General features: G+C 40.6%; 19 protein-coding genes and 1 tRNA gene. 7 read left to right on the top strand and 13 right to left on the bottom strand.

Annotated elements, in window-relative coordinates:
* Window positions 1–547 precede the first annotated feature (547 nt).
* The 4 genes from mutS (at window position 548) to FTU71_RS01650 (ending at window position 5403) form a co-directional block, all read left to right on the top strand.
* Window positions 548–3187, top strand: a complete 2640-nt coding sequence (mutS, locus tag FTU71_RS01635) for a DNA mismatch repair protein MutS (protein ID WP_180111202.1) — start codon at window positions 548–550, stop codon at window positions 3185–3187.
* Window positions 3188–3400: 213 nt separating this feature from the next.
* Entirely contained in the window at window positions 3401–3724 is a 324-nt protein-coding gene (fdxA, locus tag FTU71_RS01640) for a ferredoxin FdxA (protein WP_004973093.1), read from the top strand.
* A 142-nt stretch (window positions 3725–3866) separates the two neighbouring features.
* Entirely contained in the window at window positions 3867–4586 is a 720-nt protein-coding gene (locus FTU71_RS01645; protein WP_004973092.1) for a D-Ala-D-Ala carboxypeptidase family metallohydrolase, read from the top strand.
* Window positions 4587–4737: 151 nt separating this feature from the next.
* Window positions 4738–5403: an O-methyltransferase gene (locus tag FTU71_RS01650; RefSeq protein ID WP_004973089.1), complete on the top strand. Its 666-nt coding sequence runs from the start codon at window positions 4738–4740 to the stop codon at window positions 5401–5403.
* 180 nt (window positions 5404–5583) lie between these two features.
* On the opposite strand, the gene FTU71_RS01655 is transcribed toward FTU71_RS01650, so the two are convergent.
* The 12 genes from FTU71_RS01655 to FTU71_RS01710 form a co-directional block, all read right to left on the bottom strand.
* Window positions 5584–6426, bottom strand: a complete 843-nt coding sequence (locus FTU71_RS01655) for a universal stress protein (RefSeq protein WP_096900923.1) — start codon at window positions 6424–6426, stop codon at window positions 5584–5586.
* A 126-nt stretch (window positions 6427–6552) separates the two neighbouring features.
* Window positions 6553–7179, bottom strand: a complete 627-nt coding sequence (locus tag FTU71_RS01660) for a DapH/DapD/GlmU-related protein (protein WP_004973079.1) — start codon at window positions 7177–7179, stop codon at window positions 6553–6555.
* Window positions 7172–7771, bottom strand: a complete 600-nt coding sequence (locus FTU71_RS01665; protein ID WP_180111204.1) for a YigZ family protein — start codon at window positions 7769–7771, stop codon at window positions 7172–7174. The genes FTU71_RS01660 and FTU71_RS01665 overlap by 8 nt, the downstream gene beginning before the upstream one ends.
* A 222-nt stretch (window positions 7772–7993) precedes the next feature.
* Window positions 7994–8761 (bottom strand): LPS export ABC transporter ATP-binding protein, encoded by a 768-nt coding sequence (lptB, locus tag FTU71_RS01670; RefSeq protein ID WP_154320669.1) that lies wholly within the window; start codon window positions 8759–8761, stop codon window positions 7994–7996.
* Window positions 8761–9327, bottom strand: a complete 567-nt coding sequence (lptA, locus tag FTU71_RS01675) for a lipopolysaccharide transport periplasmic protein LptA (RefSeq protein ID WP_004973072.1) — start codon at window positions 9325–9327, stop codon at window positions 8761–8763. Before lptA ends, lptB begins: the two co-directional genes overlap by 1 nt.
* Window positions 9317–9859 (bottom strand): LPS export ABC transporter periplasmic protein LptC, encoded by a 543-nt coding sequence (gene lptC / locus FTU71_RS01680; RefSeq protein WP_004973071.1) that lies wholly within the window; start codon window positions 9857–9859, stop codon window positions 9317–9319. The genes lptA and lptC overlap by 11 nt, the downstream gene beginning before the upstream one ends.
* Window positions 9860–9899: 40 nt before the next feature.
* Window positions 9900–10439 carry an HAD family hydrolase gene (locus FTU71_RS01685; RefSeq protein ID WP_004973069.1) on the bottom strand — a complete coding sequence of 180 codons (540 nt, stop codon included), beginning with the start codon at window positions 10437–10439 and terminating at the stop codon, window positions 9900–9902.
* A 3-nt stretch (window positions 10440–10442) separates the two neighbouring features.
* Window positions 10443–11420 (bottom strand): KpsF/GutQ family sugar-phosphate isomerase, encoded by a 978-nt coding sequence (locus FTU71_RS01690; RefSeq protein ID WP_004973067.1) that lies wholly within the window; start codon window positions 11418–11420, stop codon window positions 10443–10445.
* 403 nt (window positions 11421–11823) lie between these two features.
* A tRNA-Gly gene (locus FTU71_RS01695) sits at window positions 11824–11899 on the bottom strand.
* 65 nt (window positions 11900–11964) lie between these two features.
* Window positions 11965–13386: a cysteine--tRNA ligase gene (cysS, locus tag FTU71_RS01700; RefSeq protein WP_180095667.1), complete on the bottom strand. Its 1422-nt coding sequence runs from the start codon at window positions 13384–13386 to the stop codon at window positions 11965–11967.
* 199 nt (window positions 13387–13585) lie between these two features.
* Window positions 13586–14698 (bottom strand): beta-ketoacyl-ACP synthase III, encoded by a 1113-nt coding sequence (locus tag FTU71_RS01705; protein ID WP_004973062.1) that lies wholly within the window; start codon window positions 14696–14698, stop codon window positions 13586–13588.
* Between the two features lie 30 nt (window positions 14699–14728).
* Window positions 14729–18688, bottom strand: coding sequence for a DUF3418 domain-containing protein (locus tag FTU71_RS01710; RefSeq protein WP_180111206.1), 3960 nt, complete (start codon window positions 18686–18688; stop codon window positions 14729–14731).
* Between the two features lie 375 nt (window positions 18689–19063).
* Between FTU71_RS01710 and ahpC the strand changes: the two genes are divergently transcribed.
* The 3 genes from ahpC to FTU71_RS01725 all read left to right on the top strand — a co-directional run bounded on the left by ahpC (window position 19064) and on the right by FTU71_RS01725 (window position 20746).
* Window positions 19064–19627, top strand: a complete 564-nt coding sequence (gene ahpC / locus FTU71_RS01715) for an alkyl hydroperoxide reductase subunit C (protein ID WP_004973058.1) — start codon at window positions 19064–19066, stop codon at window positions 19625–19627.
* A gap of 186 nt (window positions 19628–19813) precedes the next feature.
* On the top strand, window positions 19814–20290 hold the full coding sequence (locus FTU71_RS01720) for a hypothetical protein (RefSeq protein ID WP_004973055.1): 477 nt from the start codon (window positions 19814–19816) through the stop codon (window positions 20288–20290).
* 249 nt (window positions 20291–20539) lie between these two features.
* Complete coding sequence (locus FTU71_RS01725; protein ID WP_004973053.1) at window positions 20540–20746, top strand: hypothetical protein; 207 nt, start codon at window positions 20540–20542, stop codon at window positions 20744–20746.
* Between the two features lie 87 nt (window positions 20747–20833).
* Here the strand turns inward: FTU71_RS01725 and FTU71_RS01730 are convergent, their stop codons facing one another.
* The gene (locus FTU71_RS01730) at window positions 20834–21052 is read right to left on the bottom strand and encodes a DUF1653 domain-containing protein (RefSeq protein WP_004973051.1); all 219 of its coding nucleotides are present in this window, start codon (window positions 21050–21052) and stop codon (window positions 20834–20836) included.
* Between the last annotated feature and the right edge of the window lie 219 nt (window positions 21053–21271).

Below are 21271 nucleotides of genomic sequence, written 5' to 3' on the forward strand. Positions count from 1 at the left end.
TCTACATAGCTTGAGTTTGAATAATAGCTTGCCATGATCTGAAAAGATGATGGCTTTTTTTACTTTGATTGTGATGAAGTTTTTCCAAAGTACGGCTTTAGCTAGAAATAAGACCATGCAAAGCATAATGTTACAACATGCACTACTTTCTAAATGAATCCATAGAAAACAATCAAATTTCGATGCTTTTTATAACGATGAATTACACGAAAAACTCAGTAAAATTCAGCCAAATGACACAATAATTTTCACTTTTAACTTCGCAAATCATACATTTTCAACAGCTAAGCTCTTTGAGCTATGCGATATCATTTTTGAAACTGTCGGTTTAGATTTTATGGGCGATATTTTTTATGGCTGTGTGCTCACTAACACACCAGATCAATTGAATATTATCCATTTAAAAGCTTAAACCGCTCGATGTTCGACTCGTTAGAGAGCGAGCAACAATGACATGCAGGTTCACTAATTTGACTAAGATGGCGTAAAATAAGCTAGTCACATACTTACACTTAAATTACGCTTCAAATTAAAGGACTTCAACTGCATGAACATGACAGAAATCATGGCTGATCTATCTTCACACACTCCAATGATGCAGCAATACTTACGGGTGAAGATGGAACATCCACATTCTTTAATGTTCTATCGCATGGGCGATTTCTACGAATTATTTTTTGATGATGCACACAAAGCTGCCAAACTTTTAGGCATTACCCTCACCCACCGTGGTAAAACTAGTGGCAAACCTATTCCAATGGCGGGCGTGCCATATCATGCTGCTGAAGGTTATCTCGCTCGCTTGGTCAAAAAAGGCGAAACCGTGGTAATTTGTGAGCAAATTGGCGAGGTGACAGGCAAAGGTCCTGTAGAGCGTGGAGTAGTACGGATTATCACCCCAGGCACGCTCACCGATGATGCCTTGCTCAACAGTCATCAATCTTCCAACTTGGTCTCTTTATGCTTACAGCAAAACCAAATTGGTATCGCGTTGCTGGATTTAAGTGCAGGGATTTTTAAAGTTCAGCAAATGGATTATTTGCCTGAACAACTCGTGATTGAACTTTCTCGTTTAATGCCAAGCGAAATTGTGGTCGATGAAGATATTGTCGATCCGAATATTATTGAACAGGTTAAAAAGCAACTTGACTGCCCTGTGACCAAACGCCCAAATGTCGATTTCAACCTAAACAATGCGCAAAAAACGCTTTGTGATCAGTTTGCTGTATCGACACTTTCAGGTTTTGGTATTGATCATTTGCCCTTAGCCAAAGCAGCAGCGGCAGCGTTAATACACTACGCCAAAGAAACCCAAAAAACGGCTTTACCACATATTCGCAGTATTCAATTAGAACAAAGCAGCAATTTTATTGCGCTTGATCCTGTGACCCGACGTAATTTGGAGTTGGTTGAACCATTATTTGAACACGGCACTTCTTTATTCCAACTGATTAACGATTGCCAAACTGCCATGGGTAGCCGTTTACTGAGTCGTACCTTGATGCAACCTTTGCGTGACACGGCATTGTTAGATGCAAGACTGGATGCAATTCAAGCCTTAATACAAGGTTACCATGAGTCGCCTGTGCGTTTGGTACTGAAAGAAATTAGTGATATTGAACGTGTGCTGAGTCGTGTCGCACTCGGTAGCGCACGCCCACGTGATTTGGTACAACTACGTCAGGCCTGTGCGCAAATTCCCTATTTGCGTCATGCCTTACAGCCCATTGTTTCTGCACAACAATCCGCACTCATTCAAAACCTGAATGAAGAACTGGGCGATTTTCATGGACTGCATCAACGGCTGATGCAGGCAATTGTAGAAAACCCACCTGTACTATTGCGTGATGGCAATGTCATTGCAGAGGGTTTTGACAGTGAACTCGATGAACTACGCAAAATCCGTGATCATGCGGGGCAATTCCTGATTGATTTAGAAGTCAAAGAGCGCCAAGAAAGCGGTATCCCAACGTTAAAAATTGGCTACAACCGTGTCAGTGGTTACTACATTGAACTCACTCGCGCCCAAGCCGAGCAAGCACCTGAACACTATATCCGTCGTCAAACTTTAAAAAATGCAGAACGCTACATCACCCCAGAGCTAAAAAGTTTTGAAGATAAAGTCCTGTCTAGCGAGTCCCGTGCTTTAGCCCGTGAAAAGATGCTATTTGAAATGCTATTGGATGAATTACGCCAAGACATTGCTCAATTACAAATGATGAGCAGCGCGATTGCACAAATTGATCTATTGGCAAACTTTGCCCATCAAGCACGTTTACGCAATTGGGCACGCCCTGAATATAGCCCTGAAATTGGAATTAAAATTACTGCAGGACGTCATCCTGTTGTTGAGGCCTTGAGTAAAACCGCCTTTACACCGAATGATACTTTACTCGACTACAATCATCGTTTGGCAATTATTACTGGCCCGAATATGGGCGGTAAATCAACGTATATGCGTCAAACCGCACTCATTGCCCTACTTGGCTATTGTGGTAGTTATGTGCCTGCCCAAACAGCCGTATTAGGTCCTATTGATCGCGTGTTTACCCGTATTGGTTCTGCCGATGATTTATCGACAGGTAAATCGACCTTTATGGTCGAAATGACTGAGACTTCACAAATTTTACACCATGCAACCTCACAGTCTTTGGTGCTGATGGATGAAGTTGGTCGCGGAACCAGTACCTACGATGGCTTATCTTTGGCATGGGCATGTGTGTTGGATTTAAGCAAACGCATCAAATGTTTATGCCTATTTGCAACGCATTATTTTGAATTGACCGAATTAAGCAAAGAATCTGGGGTGGATAACTACCACGTAACCGCCAAAGAAATGAATGGCAACCTGATTCTCTTGCACAAAGTTCAACAAGGTCCTGCAAGCCAAAGTCACGGTTTGCAAGTGGCAAAATTGGCAGGCATTCCAGCCAATGTGATTAAAGAAGCGCAAAACCGTTTAAGAATTTTAGAAAAACAGCAGCACAAAAATGTCAATTTAGCCGTTCAAGATGACCTATTTGCACCAGCAACAAGCTCAGCTGAACCAGAAGTGATTGAACGTGTAATAGAGGTAGAAAAACCATCACCTGCTTTAGATTTATTACGCAGTATAGATGTCGATAATTTAACGCCACGACAAGCGCTGGAACAATTGTATGCTTTAAAGGAACAATTGAACGCTTAGCCGCTGTTATTTCTAAAATATTTGAGCTAAACAAAGACTCTCAATTGAGAGTCTTTGTCATTTATAAGTTTTTTTGATGGTTTTATCCCCCTTTTATCAAATTTAGCAGCACTGTCTATATCAAATATCAGTAAAAGCGATTGTTAGTTGTAGTGATTTTTGCCTAAAATAGACTATTCTGAATTAGAACCATATTTTTAGGTAGCTGTCGCCATGACATTTGTTGTCACTGAAAACTGTATTAAATGTAAATATCAAGACTGCGTTGAAGTTTGTCCTGTAGACTGCTTCTACGAGGGTCCGAACTTCCTTGTCATTAATCCAGACGAATGTATCGACTGTGCATTATGTGAACCAGAGTGTCCTGCCAACGCTATTTTCTCTGAAGATGAATTACCAGAAGGTCAGGAAGTGTTTATCGAGCTAAATGCTGAACTTTCACAGACTTGGCCAAACATTACACAAATTGGCGATCAACCTGCTGATCGTGAAGAATGGAATGGAAAACCAGACAAATTACAATACTTAGAAAAGTAAGTTCGTCTTGTTGTGAAAAAGATCAGTCCTGTGCTGATCTTTTTTTATACCTAAAACACACATTTGATTGCAATATTTTCAAATTTTAACCAGCATTTTCGATTAGAATACTGCCACTTTAAATAAATATCTGATTTGCCTAATGAAGAAATTTTTCAAGGCGCTGTTTTCGTTCAGCATTGTTCCCGTTATCTTGGTTGCCTGTAGTTCAACCCCAAACAGAACAACAACGATCACCACGCCCGATGGAAAACGAATTTTCATTCCTCAAGAAAAAATCACCTATGAGCGTCAGGTAGCACCTAAAATTGTGCCTTATTCGTATAATGCATGGGTGGCAGTGAGTGACAATTTACGCCAAGTTCGTGAATATGAACGCTTCTTGGAACACAACGGTGTTGGCAATATTATTCCAAGTTTTGAATTAATGCGTACCGCACGTGACTGGCAACGCTGTGGACGTTCGCAATTTATGATTCCAAGTCGTGAATTGTGGCAAAATCAGGTGCCTACCTTGCGTGTATTTAAATATTTGGTCGCCTCTAAAGTCTTAACTGATTTTGAAGTCACTTCTGTCTATCGAGATTTACCACTGAATCAATGTGCAGGTGGTGCGAACTCATCGCGTCACTTATTTAACTCAGCCATTGATTTTAGAATTGGGCCACAATTCCCGAATGCCGAAGACTATGCCTATATTGAAAGTACCAAATACAGACTGTGTCAGTTCTGGCAGCAATATGGTCAAAGTTTAAACATGGGCTTAGGCTTATACGCTTCAGGACAAATTCATATTGATACACAAGGTTATCGAACTTGGGGGCCAGATTTAAGCCGCCATTCATCTATGTGTAATTTCTAATTCAGTGTTGTTTAGAATTAAATCCTAAAGAGGTCAAATTGACCTCTTTTTTTATTGCGAAATAGATTATCACCTGCTCCATTCCGCGAATAAATTGCACTCTGAGCAGAAAAGTTTACAATGCACACATCGCAACAAAGGTGAGCACGCTATGCAACAAATGTGGACGGATATCGATCACTATATCGAATCACATTTAATTCCCGAAGACCCAATTTTGACGCAAACTTTAGAAAATACCGATGCCAAAGGTTTTCCAGATCACCTTGCAGTTGCGGCAAATCAGGGCATGTTGCTACAAATGCTCATTCAAATGAATCAATGCAAACGTGTGTTGGAATTGGGCACATTCGCAGCTTATAGCACAATGTGGCTAGCACGTGCGCTGCCTGAAGATGGTTATATACTCACGATTGAAGGACGTGATACCCATGCAGCTTTGGGACAAGAAAATATTGACCGCGCTCAATTAAAACAAAAGGTTGAATTAAAAGTTGGTCGTGCTGCAGAAATTCTAAAAGCTCTGCCAGAAGATACTGAAGCTTTTGATTTTATTTTTATTGATGCCGACAAACAAAGCTATCCTGAATATTTGGAACTGAGTCTTAAACTTTCACGCTCAGGTACAATTATCTTTTTAGACAATGTAATTCGTGCAGGGGAAATTTTAAATCCTGACAATCACAAACCAAGCATTGAAGGGATTCGTGACATGTTCAAAGCCATGCAAAATCATTCGCGAATTTTATCGTGCACAGCATTACAAACTGTAGGCAGCAAAGGACATGATGGCTTTGCTTTAGCGATTGTAAAGTAAAGTCCACACAAGGTTAAAAAACAACCTAAAGCAATTTTACATTATATATTATAATGTTACATATACTGTCCATACAGTTATCCACAAATTATGCGGATAACCATGGACAGTCAGCAAGCATTTACATCAGTTCAACTAAACAATCTTTTGAAATGATCTTTTTTGAATCATTTACGATTTTTACTTTGCCACCAACAAAGGAACAGTTGAGTTACGGAAAATATTGGTGGTAATGCTTCCCAAGAAAAATTGATGAATTTTACTGTGGCTAAATGCCCCTAGTACAATCAACTGAATACCATGTTCACGTTGATAATCTAAGATATTTTCAGCCACATCGCCATAACGATATTCCACCACCACATCTAAACCCGCTGAAGTTAAAAAATCTGCAGGTTCATTTAAAACTTCTGGGTGATCACCGACATAGAGCAAATGACATTGCAGTAATTTAAGCAAATCACTTTGTGCAATTCGCTTCATCATTTTGATACAAGTTGGGGAATATTCATAAGCAAAAATAAAACGGTTTGGTGCTTTAAAATGCTCTCCGACAGTCATCACAGTACAATTTGCACCACGAATAAAGTTTTCGACATTACTGCCTAATGCCTTATTGCGTTCAGCAGATTTCTCGCCCACACGTCCAATCACCACAATATCTTCTTCGTTCAGCACACTAAAACTTTGTTCTAAAAAGTCGCCTTTTTCTTGAATGTGGGTAGGTACAATGCCGAACTTTTCCTGAATCATACTGGAAATGTGCTGCAATAAATTGTTGCTATAATCGAGTGCTAATTCACTTTGTTTTTGTTCTAATTCGGCTAATTCTTTGAGTAACATGGCATTACTTTCAAAACCAATCACGCCACTAATTTCCCCCAAATGATAACTGGCGGGGTAATAATCCAAAACTTGTAATAACACCAATTCACGTTGAGTTTGTGTTGCAATCCACGCAGCAGCTTCAGCAAGCGCATTAATACAAGGCGAAGAATCAATACAAGCAATTACACGTTTCATTATTGCCTCTCTTACTGCCTTTTGCAGGCTATTTTTTAGTTGTTATTTTTAACTTAACACAACTCGTGTTGCAGGGACATGAAAAAATGTAATGAAGTTTAAAGATTTAGCCTTGCTGCATCGTATTTACTCACGATAACGAATCAATTTGGCAGGGTTTCCTACCACAATTTCCCGCTCCTGAACATCTTTGGTGACCATGCTATTCATACCAACGACTGCATGTGCCGCAATCTTCACCCCATCTTTAACACCAACATGCGCACCTAACCAAACATCCTTACCAACTTCAATGCCCTGTGAACGCACCGCTTGCTGATAAATGGGCTGATCCAAAGCCATGCCATGATCAAATGCATATAAATGACAATATGCTGCGATACGCACCTGATCATGAAGCTTAATTCCAACTCTGCCACCATCTAAAATACAGTGGTGATTAATCGCGACTTCATTGCCAATTTCTAAAGGGCCATGCAAAGTACAATCGGCTGCAATAAAGGTATTATCGCCAATACTGATTTTACGTCCTGGTTCTGCAAAAATATGTGCCAATGGTGAAATAAAACAGTTTTTGCCAATCTCTACCGTTTCCATTGCCATTAAATAAGCTTGATATTCCTGCTGCCAAGCTTCTGCCCAAGCACGATGTTTAGGTTTTAATGACCAATATAACCACGGCATGTAGTTTAAACGGTGTTTATGCTGCTCACGGTACTTCGATAATGGATCAGGTGAATTTGCTTCAGTCATCTTGATCATCCTCAAGGATTTTGAGTTGTTCACGCCCACGGCTAATATCTTGTAATTTTAGTTTTAAAGGGTCTATTTGATCGACTTGCATGAATGCCTTTACCAACACGCCTTCGGCGGTGTAGTCTTCGCTGTACTCAATCTGCTGACTATTTAGCTCGTATTGTAAAATTGCCCACTCATTAAAATGACAGGAAAATTGCACGGTCTTTTTTTCAATCAGTTCTATTTTTTCTGCTAGAGCCAAACATTGCCCTGCACATCCCCCATAGGCACGTACCAAGCCGCCTGTGCCCAATTTAATGCCGCCGTACCAACGAATCACCAACACCAAAACATTAGTCAACTCATTGCCTTCAATCGTGGCTAAAATAGGACGTCCTGCCGTACCTGAAGGTTCGCCATCATCATTAAAACGTAATTGATGCCCGATTTTCCATGCCCAACATTGATGTGTGGTAGATGAATCACGCTGCTGTTCCAAAAAAGTTTTTACCGCTTGCTCATTATCTACAGGCACAGCAATTGCCTGAAATCGACTTTTTTTAATTTCTTCTTCAAAAGTGATGGGCGCAGCAATGGTAAATGGCATAATACTCCAGATCAATCAACCAGTTAAATAAAAACTTGATAATTATAACGTGTTTAGCGCTCTAACGTATTTAGAGTTATAGCTTATTTGGACTGATAACCACCATGAAAAAACCTTCTATCCTCAAAGGTATAGAAGGTTAAATAATGTTTACACGACTTTCTGTTCTACAACTTATGCAGTAAGCATACGAAAACCAATAACGATTAGAACATTCAAGCTTTAAACAAAAAAGTCTTCACCCAAATAAACTTCACGCACAATTTCATTTTCCAGAATTTCTTGCGGTGTACCCTCTGCAATGACTGAACCTTCGCTAACAATATAAGCACGTTCACAAATGGCTAAAGTATCACGGACGTTATGGTCGGTAATTAATACGCCAATGTCACGATCTTTTAAGGTACGAATGATATCTTTAATATCACCGACAGAAATAGGATCGACCCCTGCAAAAGGCTCATCTAACAACATAAATTTAGGGTCTGCTGCCAAAGCACGGGCAATTTCTGCACGACGGCGTTCGCCACCCGACACACTCATCCCTAATGAATCTTTAATATGCGTGATTTTAAAATCTGCCAGCAATTCTAATAAACGCTGCTGACGTTGCTGTTTATTTAAATCTTTGCGGGTTTCTAAAATAGCCATAATATTTTCAGCGATGGTCAGCTTTCTGAAAATAGAGGCTTCTTGCGGTAAATAACCAATCCCCTTACGCGCACGTTCATGCATGGCAAGGTCAGATAAATCCAGTTGATCTAAATGGATTTCGCCTTTATCCATACGCACCAAACCCACAACCATGTAGAAACTGGTGGTTTTACCCGCACCGTTCGGCCCAAGTAACCCGACAATTTCACCACTTTTCATTTCAAATGAAACGTCTTTAACCACCCAGCGCTTATTATAGTTTTTGGCTAAATGCTTAATACACAAAGTCTGCTGACCGTGCTGGACGCTGTCCTGTGCTGCGCTCGTTTGATCCATTAATCACGCGCTCCCGGGAATGATTTTGAACTTGATGGTGGAATCACAATTTTTACACGACCCGCTTCAGAACCAGTTTTGTTCGGTGTACCAATCGCTTCAACATCGCCTTTGTTCATACTATAACGCAAGGTATTACCACGAATACTGGCTCCATCTTGCTCTAAAAGTGCGCCACCCGTTAAGGTGATAATGCCTGTTTCAGCATTGTAAACAATCTTTTGCGCCTGACCTTTGGCAAGCCCTTTGGCTGGATCAGTCTTTTGCTGGAATTGCGCAGGTCTGCCCGTTGCCGTAATGACACTAATTTCTTTTTTGCTGTTCAGATTAGCAACAATCGAATCTGCCTGCAGTTTCATGGTGCCCTGTTCAATCACCACATTGCCTGTATAAGTGGTGACGCCAGTACGTTCACTAAAGGTCGCACGGTCTGCCAATAAAGTAATAGGCTGACTGCGGTCTGACGGAATTGCCCATGCACCTGCCGATGAAAGCACCGCCAAGCCCACAAGTGCTGCTTGTTTTATCAACGCTTTAGGAGCTGTAAGCTTAGATTTATGGTTCATACTTTCCTCGAATATTAAAAAATTCGTATTGCCCGTCATTTAAATTGGCTTTTAAGCCCTGACTGATAAAATCAGCCTGTGGAGATTGTACAGTCACTTGTTTTTCGGTACTGATTTCACGTGTTTTAGGAAACACATTCAACTCGACTGTTTCAAGCGTCAGTTTGCCTTGAGCGAGTAACTTGGTTGCTAGCACTTGATCTGACAACACAACCTTTTCATTGTCATTAAAACCTTGTGCCTGTTTAGCAAAAAAAGTGGCATCCACCGCGCCCGCTTTATACATAGAGGCATTCAAATTTTCCAGCTTAGAGGTTTTTTGCTGCATGTCTTGCTCTAAACGGTCAATTTGCGCACGCACATATAAATTGCCCTGCTCATCTGTTTGGGTCAGATGAATTTGCTCGGCACTATAAGTCATAGAGCGAGCAGCGTCAGTTTCCAGTTTTTTGCCTTTACCGCTGTAATAGTAATAACCACCACTTACAGCTGCAATTGCAATCGCAGTAACGTATAAAACTTTAGTATCCATAAGTGGGGCTGTAACTCAAACCTTTGAATGTATGACTTAATTAATGAGGGATGCTGAGATATTTTTCAAGTAAGCTTTGGTACACACCTTTGGCGGTTAAAATCATATCGCAGATTTCACGTACCGCACCGCGCCCACCCATGGCCTGTGTGACTAAATCGGCACGACGACGCACTTCAATATGTCCATTTGGCACTGTGACTTTCATCCCCGCAATCGAAAACGCTGAAAGATCAGGCCAGTCATCGCCCATATAGAGACAATCTGCAGGTGATAAACCTAACTTGGCACAGGCTTCCTGCAATGCAGTGCCTTTATCTTCACGTCCTTGGTAGACCAAATCTACACCTAAATCGGACATGCGTTTTTCGACAATATTACTTTTACGACCCGTGATGATAATGACTTTAACACCTGCTTGTTGCACCAGTTTCATACCTAAACCATCACGAATATCGAATGATTTAATTTCATCACCGCTGTTGGTTAAGGTGACAAAACCATCACTTAGAATTCCATCGACATCTAAAACCAAAGCTTCAATATGACGCGCTTGCTCTAATAAAATATAAGATGCCATTGTTTAGTTTACCCCTGCTTGAATCAAGTCATGCATACTGATCACACCAATGACTTTATTGGCATCATCCACCACCACAAACTGATTGATTTTACGGTCACGTAATTGCTCTAAAGCTTCAACTGCACGTGCTTCTTGTGAAATCGTTGCAGGATGTTGAGTCATCACTTGCCCAACTTGTAAATTCACATCAAAGCCCTGTTGTTTATCAATTAAACGTCGTAAATCACCATCGGTGAAAATGCCTAACAAGACGTCATTTTCATCGACAATTGTGGTTAAACCTAGACGTTTGTTTGAAATTTCGTATAACACTTTGTTCATTGGTGTATCTGGTGCAACTTTAGGTAATTCTGTACCGGTATGCATCAAATGTTTCACATGCAATAACAGGCGCTTACCCAAAGCGCCTGCAGGATGTGAACGAGCAAAATCATCGGCAGTAAAACCACGTGCATCAAGTAACGCTACAGCCAATGCATCACCTAATGCCAAGGTTGCAGTCGTACTTGAGGTTGGTGCTAAACCAAGTGGACAAGCTTCCTGAATATTGCCTAATGTTAAAGCGACATCAGCATTTTGTGGCATCGGCCCGCGATCATCACCGCTAATTGTGATTAGAGGAACTTCCAGATGTTTGATGAGTGGCATCAACATCATAATTTCATCACTTTTGCCGGAGTTGGAAATGGCAATTAAAACATCACCCCGTACCAACATTCCCAAATCACCATGCCCTGCTTCACCCGGGTGCATAAAGAAAGACGGCGTGCCTGTAGAGGCAAACGTCGCAGCCATTTTACGACCAATATGACCTGATTTTCCCATACCTGTGACCACAACACGCCCTTTGCAATGCAACATGATTTCGCAGGCACGGCTAAAACGCTGATCAATTTGCGTCGCCAAGACTTGTAATGCTTGTTCTTCTATTCTTAAAGTGTCTAAGGCTACAGATTGGAAATCAATGGTATTTGACATGTTTGGCATTCAACGTTCAACTTAAATTGAGTATTTTCTACACCTCAATAAAAGCGATTTATTGAAGCACATTTAATTTTCGCAATTTTAGCATATCTATGCAATTCTACACTTTGATTATGCGTGTGTTTTTTGTTTTAACGCATTTTTGTATGCTGTTTTAATTAACTCGCTTTTTGACTCGAGTTTCAAATGAAAAACAATCATATTTGAGCTTAGGCTATTTATTTTATTGATTCAAAGTTGCAGATAAAGCTAAAGATAGAACTAGCTCAGAAGCATATTTCAACGAAAATGCTCTAAAAATTATGGTTCAAACCCATCTATAAAGCTGACTGCAAGCAAGCTGTAACAAACAGCCATAAAAAAACGCTTATCTTTCGATAAGCGTTTTTTAAAATTTTGGAGCGGGAAACGAGACTCGAACTCGCGACCCCAACCTTGGCAAGGTTGTGCTCTACCAACTGAGCTATTCCCGCAATATGGAAGTGAATTATAGAGAATTTCATACAACTGTCAACTCTCTATGCTCCCAAGTGCTCAATTAATCAGCACGACGCCATACTGTACCTTGACGGGTATCTTCCAAGACCACACCTTGATCGAGCAAAGACTGACGAATTTCATCAGCACGGGCGAAATCTTTGGCTTTTTTGGCATCCTGACGTTGCTGAATGAAGTCTGCAATGGCTTGTTCAGATAAACCTAAAGCGTCCTGACCAATATCAGACTTCAGGAATTCGTCAACATCATGCTGCACCAAACCTAAAATATTGGTCAAATGACGCAAAGTCGAATAGTACACCGCCGCCTGATCTGCCTGCTGCTCTTTTACCGCACGGTTCAGCTCTTTATTGACTTCAAACAGAACTGCAATTGCTTCGGCTGTATTAAAGTCGTCTCGCATTGCGGCATTAAAACGTTCCACCAAAGCCTCATCTAACTGCTCAACTGTTTGCGTACCGTACGCTTGTTGATAAGCTTTAAATGAGTGATAGAAACGTGATAATGCGGTTTTGGCTTCTTTGAGTGCTACATCGGAGAAGTTTACAGGGCTACGATAATGCGATGACACAATAAAGTAGCGGATCACTTCAGGATGGAATTTTTCCATCACATCACGAATGGTGAAGAAGTTACCCAATGACTTCGACATTTTTTCGCCATCGACATTAATAAAGCCAACGTGCATCCAGTAATTTACATACTGCTCACCTGTTGATGCTTCAGACTGGGCAATTTCATTTTCATGGTGTGGGAACATTAAGTCTGAACCACCACCATGAATATCAAAATGATTACCTAAGCAGCAAGTCGACATCGCAGAACATTCAATGTGCCAACCCGGACGTCCATTGCCCCACGGCGAAGCCCACGATGGTTCATTTTCTTTGGCATGTTTCCACAAAACAAAGTCAAATGGATGCTTTTTGTCGACTTCAACATCAACACGCTCAGACGCGCCCGCCTGCATGTCTTCTAGCTTGCGACCTGAAAGACGGCCATATTTGTCAAATTTTTCAACCTGAAAATAAACATCGCCATTACTTGCAGGATAAGCTGTGCCTTTATTGACCAAATTACCAATCATATTTTGCATTTGATCAATATATTCAGTGGCACGTGGTGCAGCATCAGGTTCAACACAGCCTAAGTTTGCCGCATCTTCATTCATGGCTTGAATAAAACGATCTGTTAAAGCTTGAATGCTCTCGCCATTTTCATTGGCACGTTTAATAATTTTGTCGTCAATGTCGGTAATGTTGCGGACATATTTCACATTCCAACCTTGACTGCGCAAAAAGCGAATGATGTAGTCAAATGCAACCATAACCCGCGCATGCCCGATATGACAGTAATCATAAACCGTCATGCCACAGACATACATGTCGATATGTCCTTCTTTACGCGGAACAAATTCAACTTTTTTTCGTTGCTCTGAGTTATATAGAACAAATGGTTGCATAGGTTTTCAAAATAGGTCTATTAAAAGATGCTCCATCTTAACCTAAGCATTATTTTTCATAAAGTTTTTCGATGTTTTTATTCTGTATGTGTCTGTGTGAAGAGAATATCGCGGATGATCCAAGCCTTCTCCCGAAGGAGAAGGAACTTTTTAATACCTGTACTTAGGCGTTTGCTGATCTTATACGGTTTGGCAAAGCTTATGCAGCATCACGTTTTTGTACCAAAATCGCGCCAACTGAATAGCCTGCGCCAAATGAACACAAGACACCATATTCACCGTTTTCGACTTCGTGTGCAGTACGGTGTAAAGCGATAATTACCCCTGCCGAAGAAGTATTGGCAAACTCATCTAAAATAATAGGTACTAAACCTGGTTGTGCTGCTTCTTTACCAACCACCAATTTCAAAATGAGTTCGTTCATGCTGGCATTGGCTTGGTGCAACCAGAAACGCTTCACCTCGGTTGGCGCAATCTGATTCTTTTCTAATTGCGCAGTAATCATTTTGGCAACTAAGGGGCAAACTTCTTTAAAGACTTTGCGACCATCTTGATGGAAGCGTTTATCGTCAATATCTGCATTTTCACTTAAGTTTAAAAAACCGAAATTATTACGGATATTATTCGAGAACTGAGTAAACAGGTTCATGTCCAAAATTTCAAAACCTGCTTTGGTTTCAGTGTCTTCCAAAATTGAAGCGGTTGCTACATCACCAAAAATAAAGTGGCAGTCACGTGAACGGAAATCGTTATGACCTGAGGTAATTTCGACATTCACCAACAGTACGCGGCGCGCACCTGCTTTAATCGCATCATGCGCTTGCTTAATGCCGAAAGTCGCAGCAGAACATGCCACGTTCATGTCATAGGCATAACCTTGAATACCAAGCGCAGTTTGAATTTCAATCGCCACCGCAGGATAAGCACGCTGCAAGTTTGAGCAAGACAAAATCACCACATCAATATCTTCTGCGGTCACGCCTGCATTTTGCATGGCTTGTTTTGCAGCAATTACACCCCATTCTGCTTGTAGCGAAATTTCATCATCCCCGCGTTCACGCAAATTTGGACGTAAACGGTTAATGTCCAGAATACCTGTTTTTTCTGACACGTAACGGCGTTTTACCCCAGAGGCTTTTTCGATAAAGTCAGCACTTGAGCCACGACGTTCTTCAAGCTCACCTGCTGCAATTTTGTCAGCATTGAGCTGATTATACTGTTCCACATAAGCATTTAAACTTTCGACCAACTCTTCATTGGTAATAACATCTTCTGGGTGATAAAGACCAGTACCTGTAATGCGAATGCCCATGTAAAACTCCTTCTAGAAATTACTAATATCTTAACTGATTCCGAGCTTTTCCCATACTTTTTGCAGCCGAGTTGCAGAAATTGGCATTTTGGTTTTCATGGGTTGAGAGAACAGCGATATGCGTAATTCTTCCACCATAAAGTACAATTCCTTGAGTCGGGCATCTTGTTTGTGTTTAAACAATTTGTCCATCCAAGGGTCAATTTGGGCGATGGCAGCATCGTCTCTTTGCAAGTTGTTGGGTAAGCGGTCTAAACGTAATAACAACGCTTTCAAATAGCGCGGATATTCGCTCCACACCTCTACAGGCTTGCTATACACAAAGTCTGCCAGATGCATTAAGTCCAGCTGATCTTCAATATCATCCATATTTTTGGCAAACACGGCTTCATCTAGCATAAGGAGCTGACGGCGGATGTCTTGCCAAGCAATATAAATTTCATTAAAGATACGCAGCGTGGTTTGACCATGACTGAGAAAAGTCTTTTTTACCTCAAGCTGCAAGTTTTGAAACTCTTCCAAGTTGACTGGCACGTCACAAATAATGCTTTGCAAGGTCGCATAGATCAACATTTGCTCAAGTTGTGCTTTATCACCCAAAGGTGAGTACGCCAAGGCCAATGGTTTGGCAATTTGCTTTTTCAATTGCCGTGATAAATCGCCTAATTGCACATGCAGCAAACGAATCACCCCTTCACGATGCTGATGAATCGCCTCGCGCTGATCATTAAAGGTTTGAATCACCACACCCGATTCATCTTTTTGTGAAAGTTCTGCAAAAGCTTTACTTGGTACCAACGCCTGATATTGCTTAACCACTACGCCCGTGACTTTTTGCGAGGCTTCAAATACAAATCGTTCAGGGAAGGTTTGGAATTCGCCGTGTAACTGTTTTACTGGACTGTGAGTTTCGGTACGGCAACGCGCTTTTAATTCAGATAAATCACGCCCTTGCTCAATCACCCGCCCTTTTTCATCTAACACTTTAATGAACGGCAATAAATACGCATCTACTCGCTCAAAGCTAAAGTCTTTTTCGGTGATGTGCTCTGCGCGTAACTGGAATGCCAAAAAGCTAAAAATGTGCTCGCGTAAATTTACCGCATCAACACGTTGTAGCAACTTTCGAGCTGTGTCTGGAATAGGCACCAAATGACGACGCTTATCTTTAGGCAAAGTCTTGAGCAAGGCTTCAATTAAATTTTCACGCCAACCCAGAACACCCCACGACCAGATATTTTCATCGACCTGTGCCAACGCTTGCACTGGAATTTTAACGGTTGCGCCATCTTCATCATGGCTGGGGTCAAAACGGTAACTGGCCGCCAAGCGCAGCTCACCATTACGCAAATAGTCAGGAAATTGCTGCGTGGTCGGACGATCATTCAGCCAAAGTGCATCATCTTCCACAAATAAATAACGTGGATTTTGCGGCTCTACTGTGGCACGCCAATCTTCAAAGGAACGACGGCTTGCAACTTCTGCAGGTACTTTGGCGGCATAAAATTGATAAATAGTTTCTTCATCAACCACTAAATCACGACGACGTAATTTATCTTCAACCCGTTCCACTTCTTCCAGTTTAAGCAGGTTGTGTTTTAAAAATGGTGGGGTAATGCCCAAGTTGCCTGTGGTTAAAGCATCACGTAAGAATATTTCATGGGCGGCTTCCTGATCGACCTTTTCGTAATTGACAGGACGTTTCGGCTCGATAATTAGACCAAACAGCGAAATCTGATCATAGGCATTCACCACGCCTGCTTTTTTAGACCAATGTGGTTCAAAATAGTGATGCTTCAGCAAATCACGTGCAGCCAATAAAATCCATTCAGGTTCAATTTTTGCCAAGGTGCGTAGATACACTTGCGAAGTTTCTACCATCTCAAATGCCATGACCCACGGTGTATTGGTTTTATGCAAAGTCGATGCAGGGAAAATTCGTGCTTTTTGTTGGCGTACTGCCATAAACACATTGCGCTCATCGGTTTTATTGGCAATAAAAGAAAGCAACCCTGTTAATAACGCCCGATGCAGATTTTCATAACTGGCTTTTTTCTCATTAAACGACAGTTTTAAGCCACGCGCCAAATCCACCAATTGTTCATGAGTTTTCTTCCATTCACGTAAACGCAACCAACTTAAAAAATGCTGACGGGCAAAAGTACGACGTTTGTTTTCACTCATGCCATCACGGTTTTCGTGTAAAGTTTCCCACAATTTTAAATAGAATAAAAAGTCAGAATCTGCTTCACGGAACAAAGCATGTTTTTGATCGGCTTGCATTTGTTTGTCTGCAGGACGTTCACGCGGGTCTTGTACCGCCAATGCCGCTACAATAATCAGGACTTCATTTAACACCCCAAAATGCGCACCGCCTAAAATCATACGTGCCAGTCTTGGATCAATCGGCATTTTTGCCATTTGCTGACCAATTTTGGTTAAGCTGCTGCCTTGAAGCTCGCCTTTATTAGCGGTGGATTTAGTGGAATTATTCGGATGATTGTCTCCCTTTTGCGTCGCAGAGCTACTCATTCCGTCTAAAAGAGGGGCTTTACCCTTCTCAATCATCGCACCCAGTTCAATCAACAGCTTACGACCATCATTGACTAAACGATGATCTGGCGGCTCAATAAAATCAAAATCTTCGAGCGTACCCAAGCCCAAACTTTGCATTTGTAAAATGACCGATGCCAAGTTGGTGCGTTTAATTTCAGGTTCAGTAAACTCTGGGCGACTTAAAAAATCTTCTTCTGAATACAGGCGAATACAAACGCCTGGTGCAATACGACCACAACGTCCTTTACGCTGATTCGCTGCTGCCTGAGATACTGCTTCAATCGGTAAACGCTGCACCCGTGAGCGATAGTTATAACGTGAAATACGTGCAAAACCGCTATCAATCACATAGCGGATATTGGGTACAGTGAGTGCGGTTTCAGCGACGTTGGTGGCAATAATAATGCGACGACCACCACCTGAAGGATTAAAAATTTTTTGTTGTTCCGCCAAAGCCAAACGCGCATACAACGGTAAAATTTCAGTATGACGCGGTCCATGCTTATGCAAGGTTTCTTGCAGCTCCCGAATTTCCTGTTCAGTACTGGCAAAAATTAGAATATCGGCATGTTCAGGATGACCTTTTTCCTGTGCATCGGCAAAGCATTCTTCTACCGCTTGCACCACTGCGCGTGGCAAGTTTTCTTCAAAGTCATCAAACTCATCATCATCACTACCACCAATGCTTAATTCAGAAATTGGACGATAACGTACTTCGACAGGATAGCTTCGACCTTCGACCTCAAAAATAGGTGCGCCGTTAAAATAGTTACTAAAACGCTGCACATCTAAAGTTGCAGAAGTGATGATGACTTTTAAATCAGTGCGACGTGGCAAAAGTTGCTTTAAATAGCCCATAATGAAGTCAATATTTAAAGAACGCTCATGCGCTTCATCTATAATAATGGTGTCGTATTTATTTAAATAACGATCATTGGCAAGCTCTGCTAACAAAATACCATCGGTCATTAAACGGACAATTGAATCTTGCGAACCCTGTTCATTAAAACGAACTTTAAAGCTGATGGACTCACCTAACTTTTCGCCAACTTCTTCGGCAATACGCTGCGATACACTACGCGCAGCAAGACGTCGTGGCTGAGTATGACCAATTAACCCCGTTAAACCACGACCTGCCAACATTGCAATTTGTGGTAACTGTGTAGTTTTCCCTGAACCTGTTTCACCCGCCACAATAATGACCTGATGTTGCTGAATTGCAGTAATCAACTGTTCGGCAGATTGAGTCACAGGTAAATCTTGATTCAACTTAATGTTGGGAATGCGCTGTGCACGCTCCAACACTTTTAAATTAGATTTTTCAAATAATTCCTGATATTGCTTTGGATTGGCATCTTTGCCTTTTCGTAGTCGATTTAAACGATGACGATCACGCGCCAAAACGAGGTGGTCTACATTTAAATGACTCTGCACAGAATACGCTTCCTAACCAAAACACAAACGCGTATTTTACGCTGTAATGCCTTTAAGCGAAAGAACAGTGATTTAGAATGCGTATTTAAAAAGTTTTAAATCCCCCCTTGAATTTCAAAATAGCATCCCCATATAGATGTATGTTCACCAATTGCTTGAAATGGGTTGTATTTGAACCTGAAAAATAGGTTGTCATGCAATCATCATCATTTTGAGGCCTAATAAAGACTCAATAATACTGTGATGAAAGTGTACGCTTTTTACATACTCATTTGTTTTTCCGATGCTAGTAATGTAAAAATACCATTTCAGCAATAAAACAAAATTAGATACTCTATTGCCAACGAAATACAAACCTTAATCATGGAGACAATGATGAGCTTAATTAATACTGAAGTTAAACCATTTAAAGCAAATGCATACCACAACGGTCAATTCATTGAAGTAACTGAAGCTGATCTTAAAGGCAAATGGTCTGTAGTATTCTTCTACCCTGCTGACTTCACTTTCGTTTGCCCAACTGAGCTTGGTGACCTTGCAGACAACTACGCAGAATTCCAAAAATTAGGCGTTGAAATCTATGCAGTTTCTACTGACACTCACTTCACGCACAAAGCTTGGCACGATTCTTCAGAAGAAATCAAAAAAATCCAATACGTAATGGTTGGCGACCCAACTTGGACGCTTTCTAAAAACTTCGAAGTATTAATCGAATCTGCTGGTCTTGCTGACCGTGGTACTTTCGTAATTGATCCAGAAGGTAAAATCCAAATCATCGAAATCAATGCTGGCGGTATTGGCCGTGATGCTCAAGAACTTCTTCGTAAAGTTAAAGCAGCTCAATACGTTCACGCTCACCCAGGTGAAGTATGCCCAGCTAAATGGAAAGAAGGTGATGCAACTTTAGCCCCATCTATCGACCTAGTAGGTAAAATCTAAGTTTTAGATTAAACCACTCAAAAAAACCACGCATATTTTGCGTGGTTTTTTTTAATCAGAACATCACCCTTTTCTACCTTATTTATTCATATTTCATCTCTAGAATAGAAAATGTAAAAACATTACAACACTACAATCGAATCTGTACCGGTAACAGTTGTGAGATTTATTTTTGAGGGCTGTTCTATGAAAAAATTATTTTTACTTTCAACATTAATAGCATTTTCAGTGCCAGCTTTAGCTGATTTCAACTGTAATGGCAGCATTAAAAATCGAACTATTGATGATAATGTCAAAGTGCATAAACAATGTGTTCTTGATCATGTGACTATTAAGGGCAACCTAATGTTGCATTCCAACTCACATACGGCAATTAAAAATAGTACGATTGATGGCAATTTAGAATCTAAAGGAAACTTTAGTCAGGTTAATGCACATGCCAACCGCATTGATGGCAATATCCAACTCGAAGATGGGCGTAACATCCAACTCACGTCAAACCGTGTAAATGGCAATATTCAACTTAAAGATAATTCAGGCTCAATCGTTGTAAAAAATAACCGCGTGAATGGCAATTTAGAATGTGAAGATAACCGCGTAAAACCGACTGGCGGCACAAACCGTGTTTCTGGTGACAAAGAAGATCAATGTCGTCATCTATAAAATCTAGTCTTTCAATCATTTTATTTAAATGAATGACTATTCATGTGCAAAGCATAAACACCACATCCTAAATGTGATGTTTTATTTCGCTTCATAATAGTTTTGTCGTTTTTGGCACGTTTAGGTTGCGCAAAAAACTTATATTCAAAAGTTACAATTCTGTAATACTTTTTAGCAAGCACTTCACTTATGTTCAAAATAAGCAGATTTATTCTGTGAAAAATAATATAAAAAATAAAGGAGTTGCTTATGGGTAAAACACTTGCCGTGACATCCTGGACATACAGTGCATCTTCACGTTATTTAAAAATATTTTACGAAAATGGCTCTGGGGATTTATTCCATCCTGTACCACAATTTATTTATGACAACTTATTAAGACGCAGTGATAAAGCAGCTTTTGTGAGTAAATATTTAGCATACGATTTAAGCTTTAACCGTATTTCCATTCAATAATTGATTTTATTAAACTTTGAGCATCCACATAACGATCCAATCTAAAAATAGATTGGATCGTTTTAAATAGGTAAATAACTTCAAATATTAATACACTTCTTGAATCAATTTAAAGCGTTCCTGTTCACGGTCATCATCCAAAGTAATACTCTCCGTGAACATATCAAGCGGTCTGGCCCAAATAGAATAATCGCCATATAAGCATTGATAAACCACCAATTTCTCTTGGGTTTCACTGTGTGTAGCCACATGCAGCACTTGATACAATTGCCCTTTATAATGTTGATAAATCCCTTTTTTAAGCATTTTACAATCCCAATCTTACAGAATGGCATTACTGTACAATAAAAACTGTAACCATTCTCAAGATTTCACCTTATCAGAAAAAATGAATCGCATCGGCATATTTTTCTCTAATTTATCGTTCTAATCTACACAACAAAAAAATATCTAAACCCATTACATTATTTGAACAATTTTAAGCTTCAAATTGATTGTTTTTTGGTTATATTCGCATTATCCCAT

It is taken from the genome of Acinetobacter sp. YH12136 (genome assembly GCF_013418545.1).
In the GTDB taxonomy this organism is placed as follows: Bacteria; Pseudomonadota; Gammaproteobacteria; order Pseudomonadales; family Moraxellaceae; genus Acinetobacter; species Acinetobacter towneri.

Coding starts and splice junctions, on each gene's coding strand:
- FTU71_RS01685 (WP_004973069.1), bottom strand. CDS start 10,439: ATGGCATCTTATATTTTATTAGAGCAAGCGCGTCATATTGAAGCTTTG.
- FTU71_RS01720 (WP_004973055.1), top strand. CDS start 19,814: ATGAAAAAATTATTTTTACTTTCAACATTAATAGCATTTTCAGTGCCA.
- mutS (WP_180111202.1), top strand. CDS start 548: ATGAACATGACAGAAATCATGGCTGATCTATCTTCACACACTCCAATG.
- ahpC (WP_004973058.1), top strand. CDS start 19,064: ATGAGCTTAATTAATACTGAAGTTAAACCATTTAAAGCAAATGCATAC.
- lptC (WP_004973071.1), bottom strand. CDS start 9,859: ATGGATACTAAAGTTTTATACGTTACTGCGATTGCAATTGCAGCTGTA.
- FTU71_RS01655 (WP_096900923.1), bottom strand. CDS start 6,426: ATGAAACGTGTAATTGCTTGTATTGATTCTTCGCCTTGTATTAATGCG.
- fdxA (WP_004973093.1), top strand. CDS start 3,401: ATGACATTTGTTGTCACTGAAAACTGTATTAAATGTAAATATCAAGAC.
- FTU71_RS01660 (WP_004973079.1), bottom strand. CDS start 7,179: ATGACTGAAGCAAATTCACCTGATCCATTATCGAAGTACCGTGAGCAG.
- FTU71_RS01725 (WP_004973053.1), top strand. CDS start 20,540: ATGGGTAAAACACTTGCCGTGACATCCTGGACATACAGTGCATCTTCA.
- FTU71_RS01705 (WP_004973062.1), bottom strand. CDS start 14,698: ATGGGCATTCGCATTACAGGTACTGGTCTTTATCACCCAGAAGATGTT.
- FTU71_RS01665 (WP_180111204.1), bottom strand. CDS start 7,771: ATGCCATTTACCATTGCTGCGCCCATCACTTTTGAAGAAGAAATTAAA.
- FTU71_RS01730 (WP_004973051.1), bottom strand. CDS start 21,052: ATGCTTAAAAAAGGGATTTATCAACATTATAAAGGGCAATTGTATCAA.
- FTU71_RS01650 (WP_004973089.1), top strand. CDS start 4,738: ATGCAACAAATGTGGACGGATATCGATCACTATATCGAATCACATTTA.
- FTU71_RS01645 (WP_004973092.1), top strand. CDS start 3,867: ATGAAGAAATTTTTCAAGGCGCTGTTTTCGTTCAGCATTGTTCCCGTT.
- lptB (WP_154320669.1), bottom strand. CDS start 8,761: ATGGATCAAACGAGCGCAGCACAGGACAGCGTCCAGCACGGTCAGCAG.
- cysS (WP_180095667.1), bottom strand. CDS start 13,386: ATGCAACCATTTGTTCTATATAACTCAGAGCAACGAAAAAAAGTTGAA.
- lptA (WP_004973072.1), bottom strand. CDS start 9,327: ATGAACCATAAATCTAAGCTTACAGCTCCTAAAGCGTTGATAAAACAA.
- FTU71_RS01690 (WP_004973067.1), bottom strand. CDS start 11,420: ATGTCAAATACCATTGATTTCCAATCTGTAGCCTTAGACACTTTAAGA.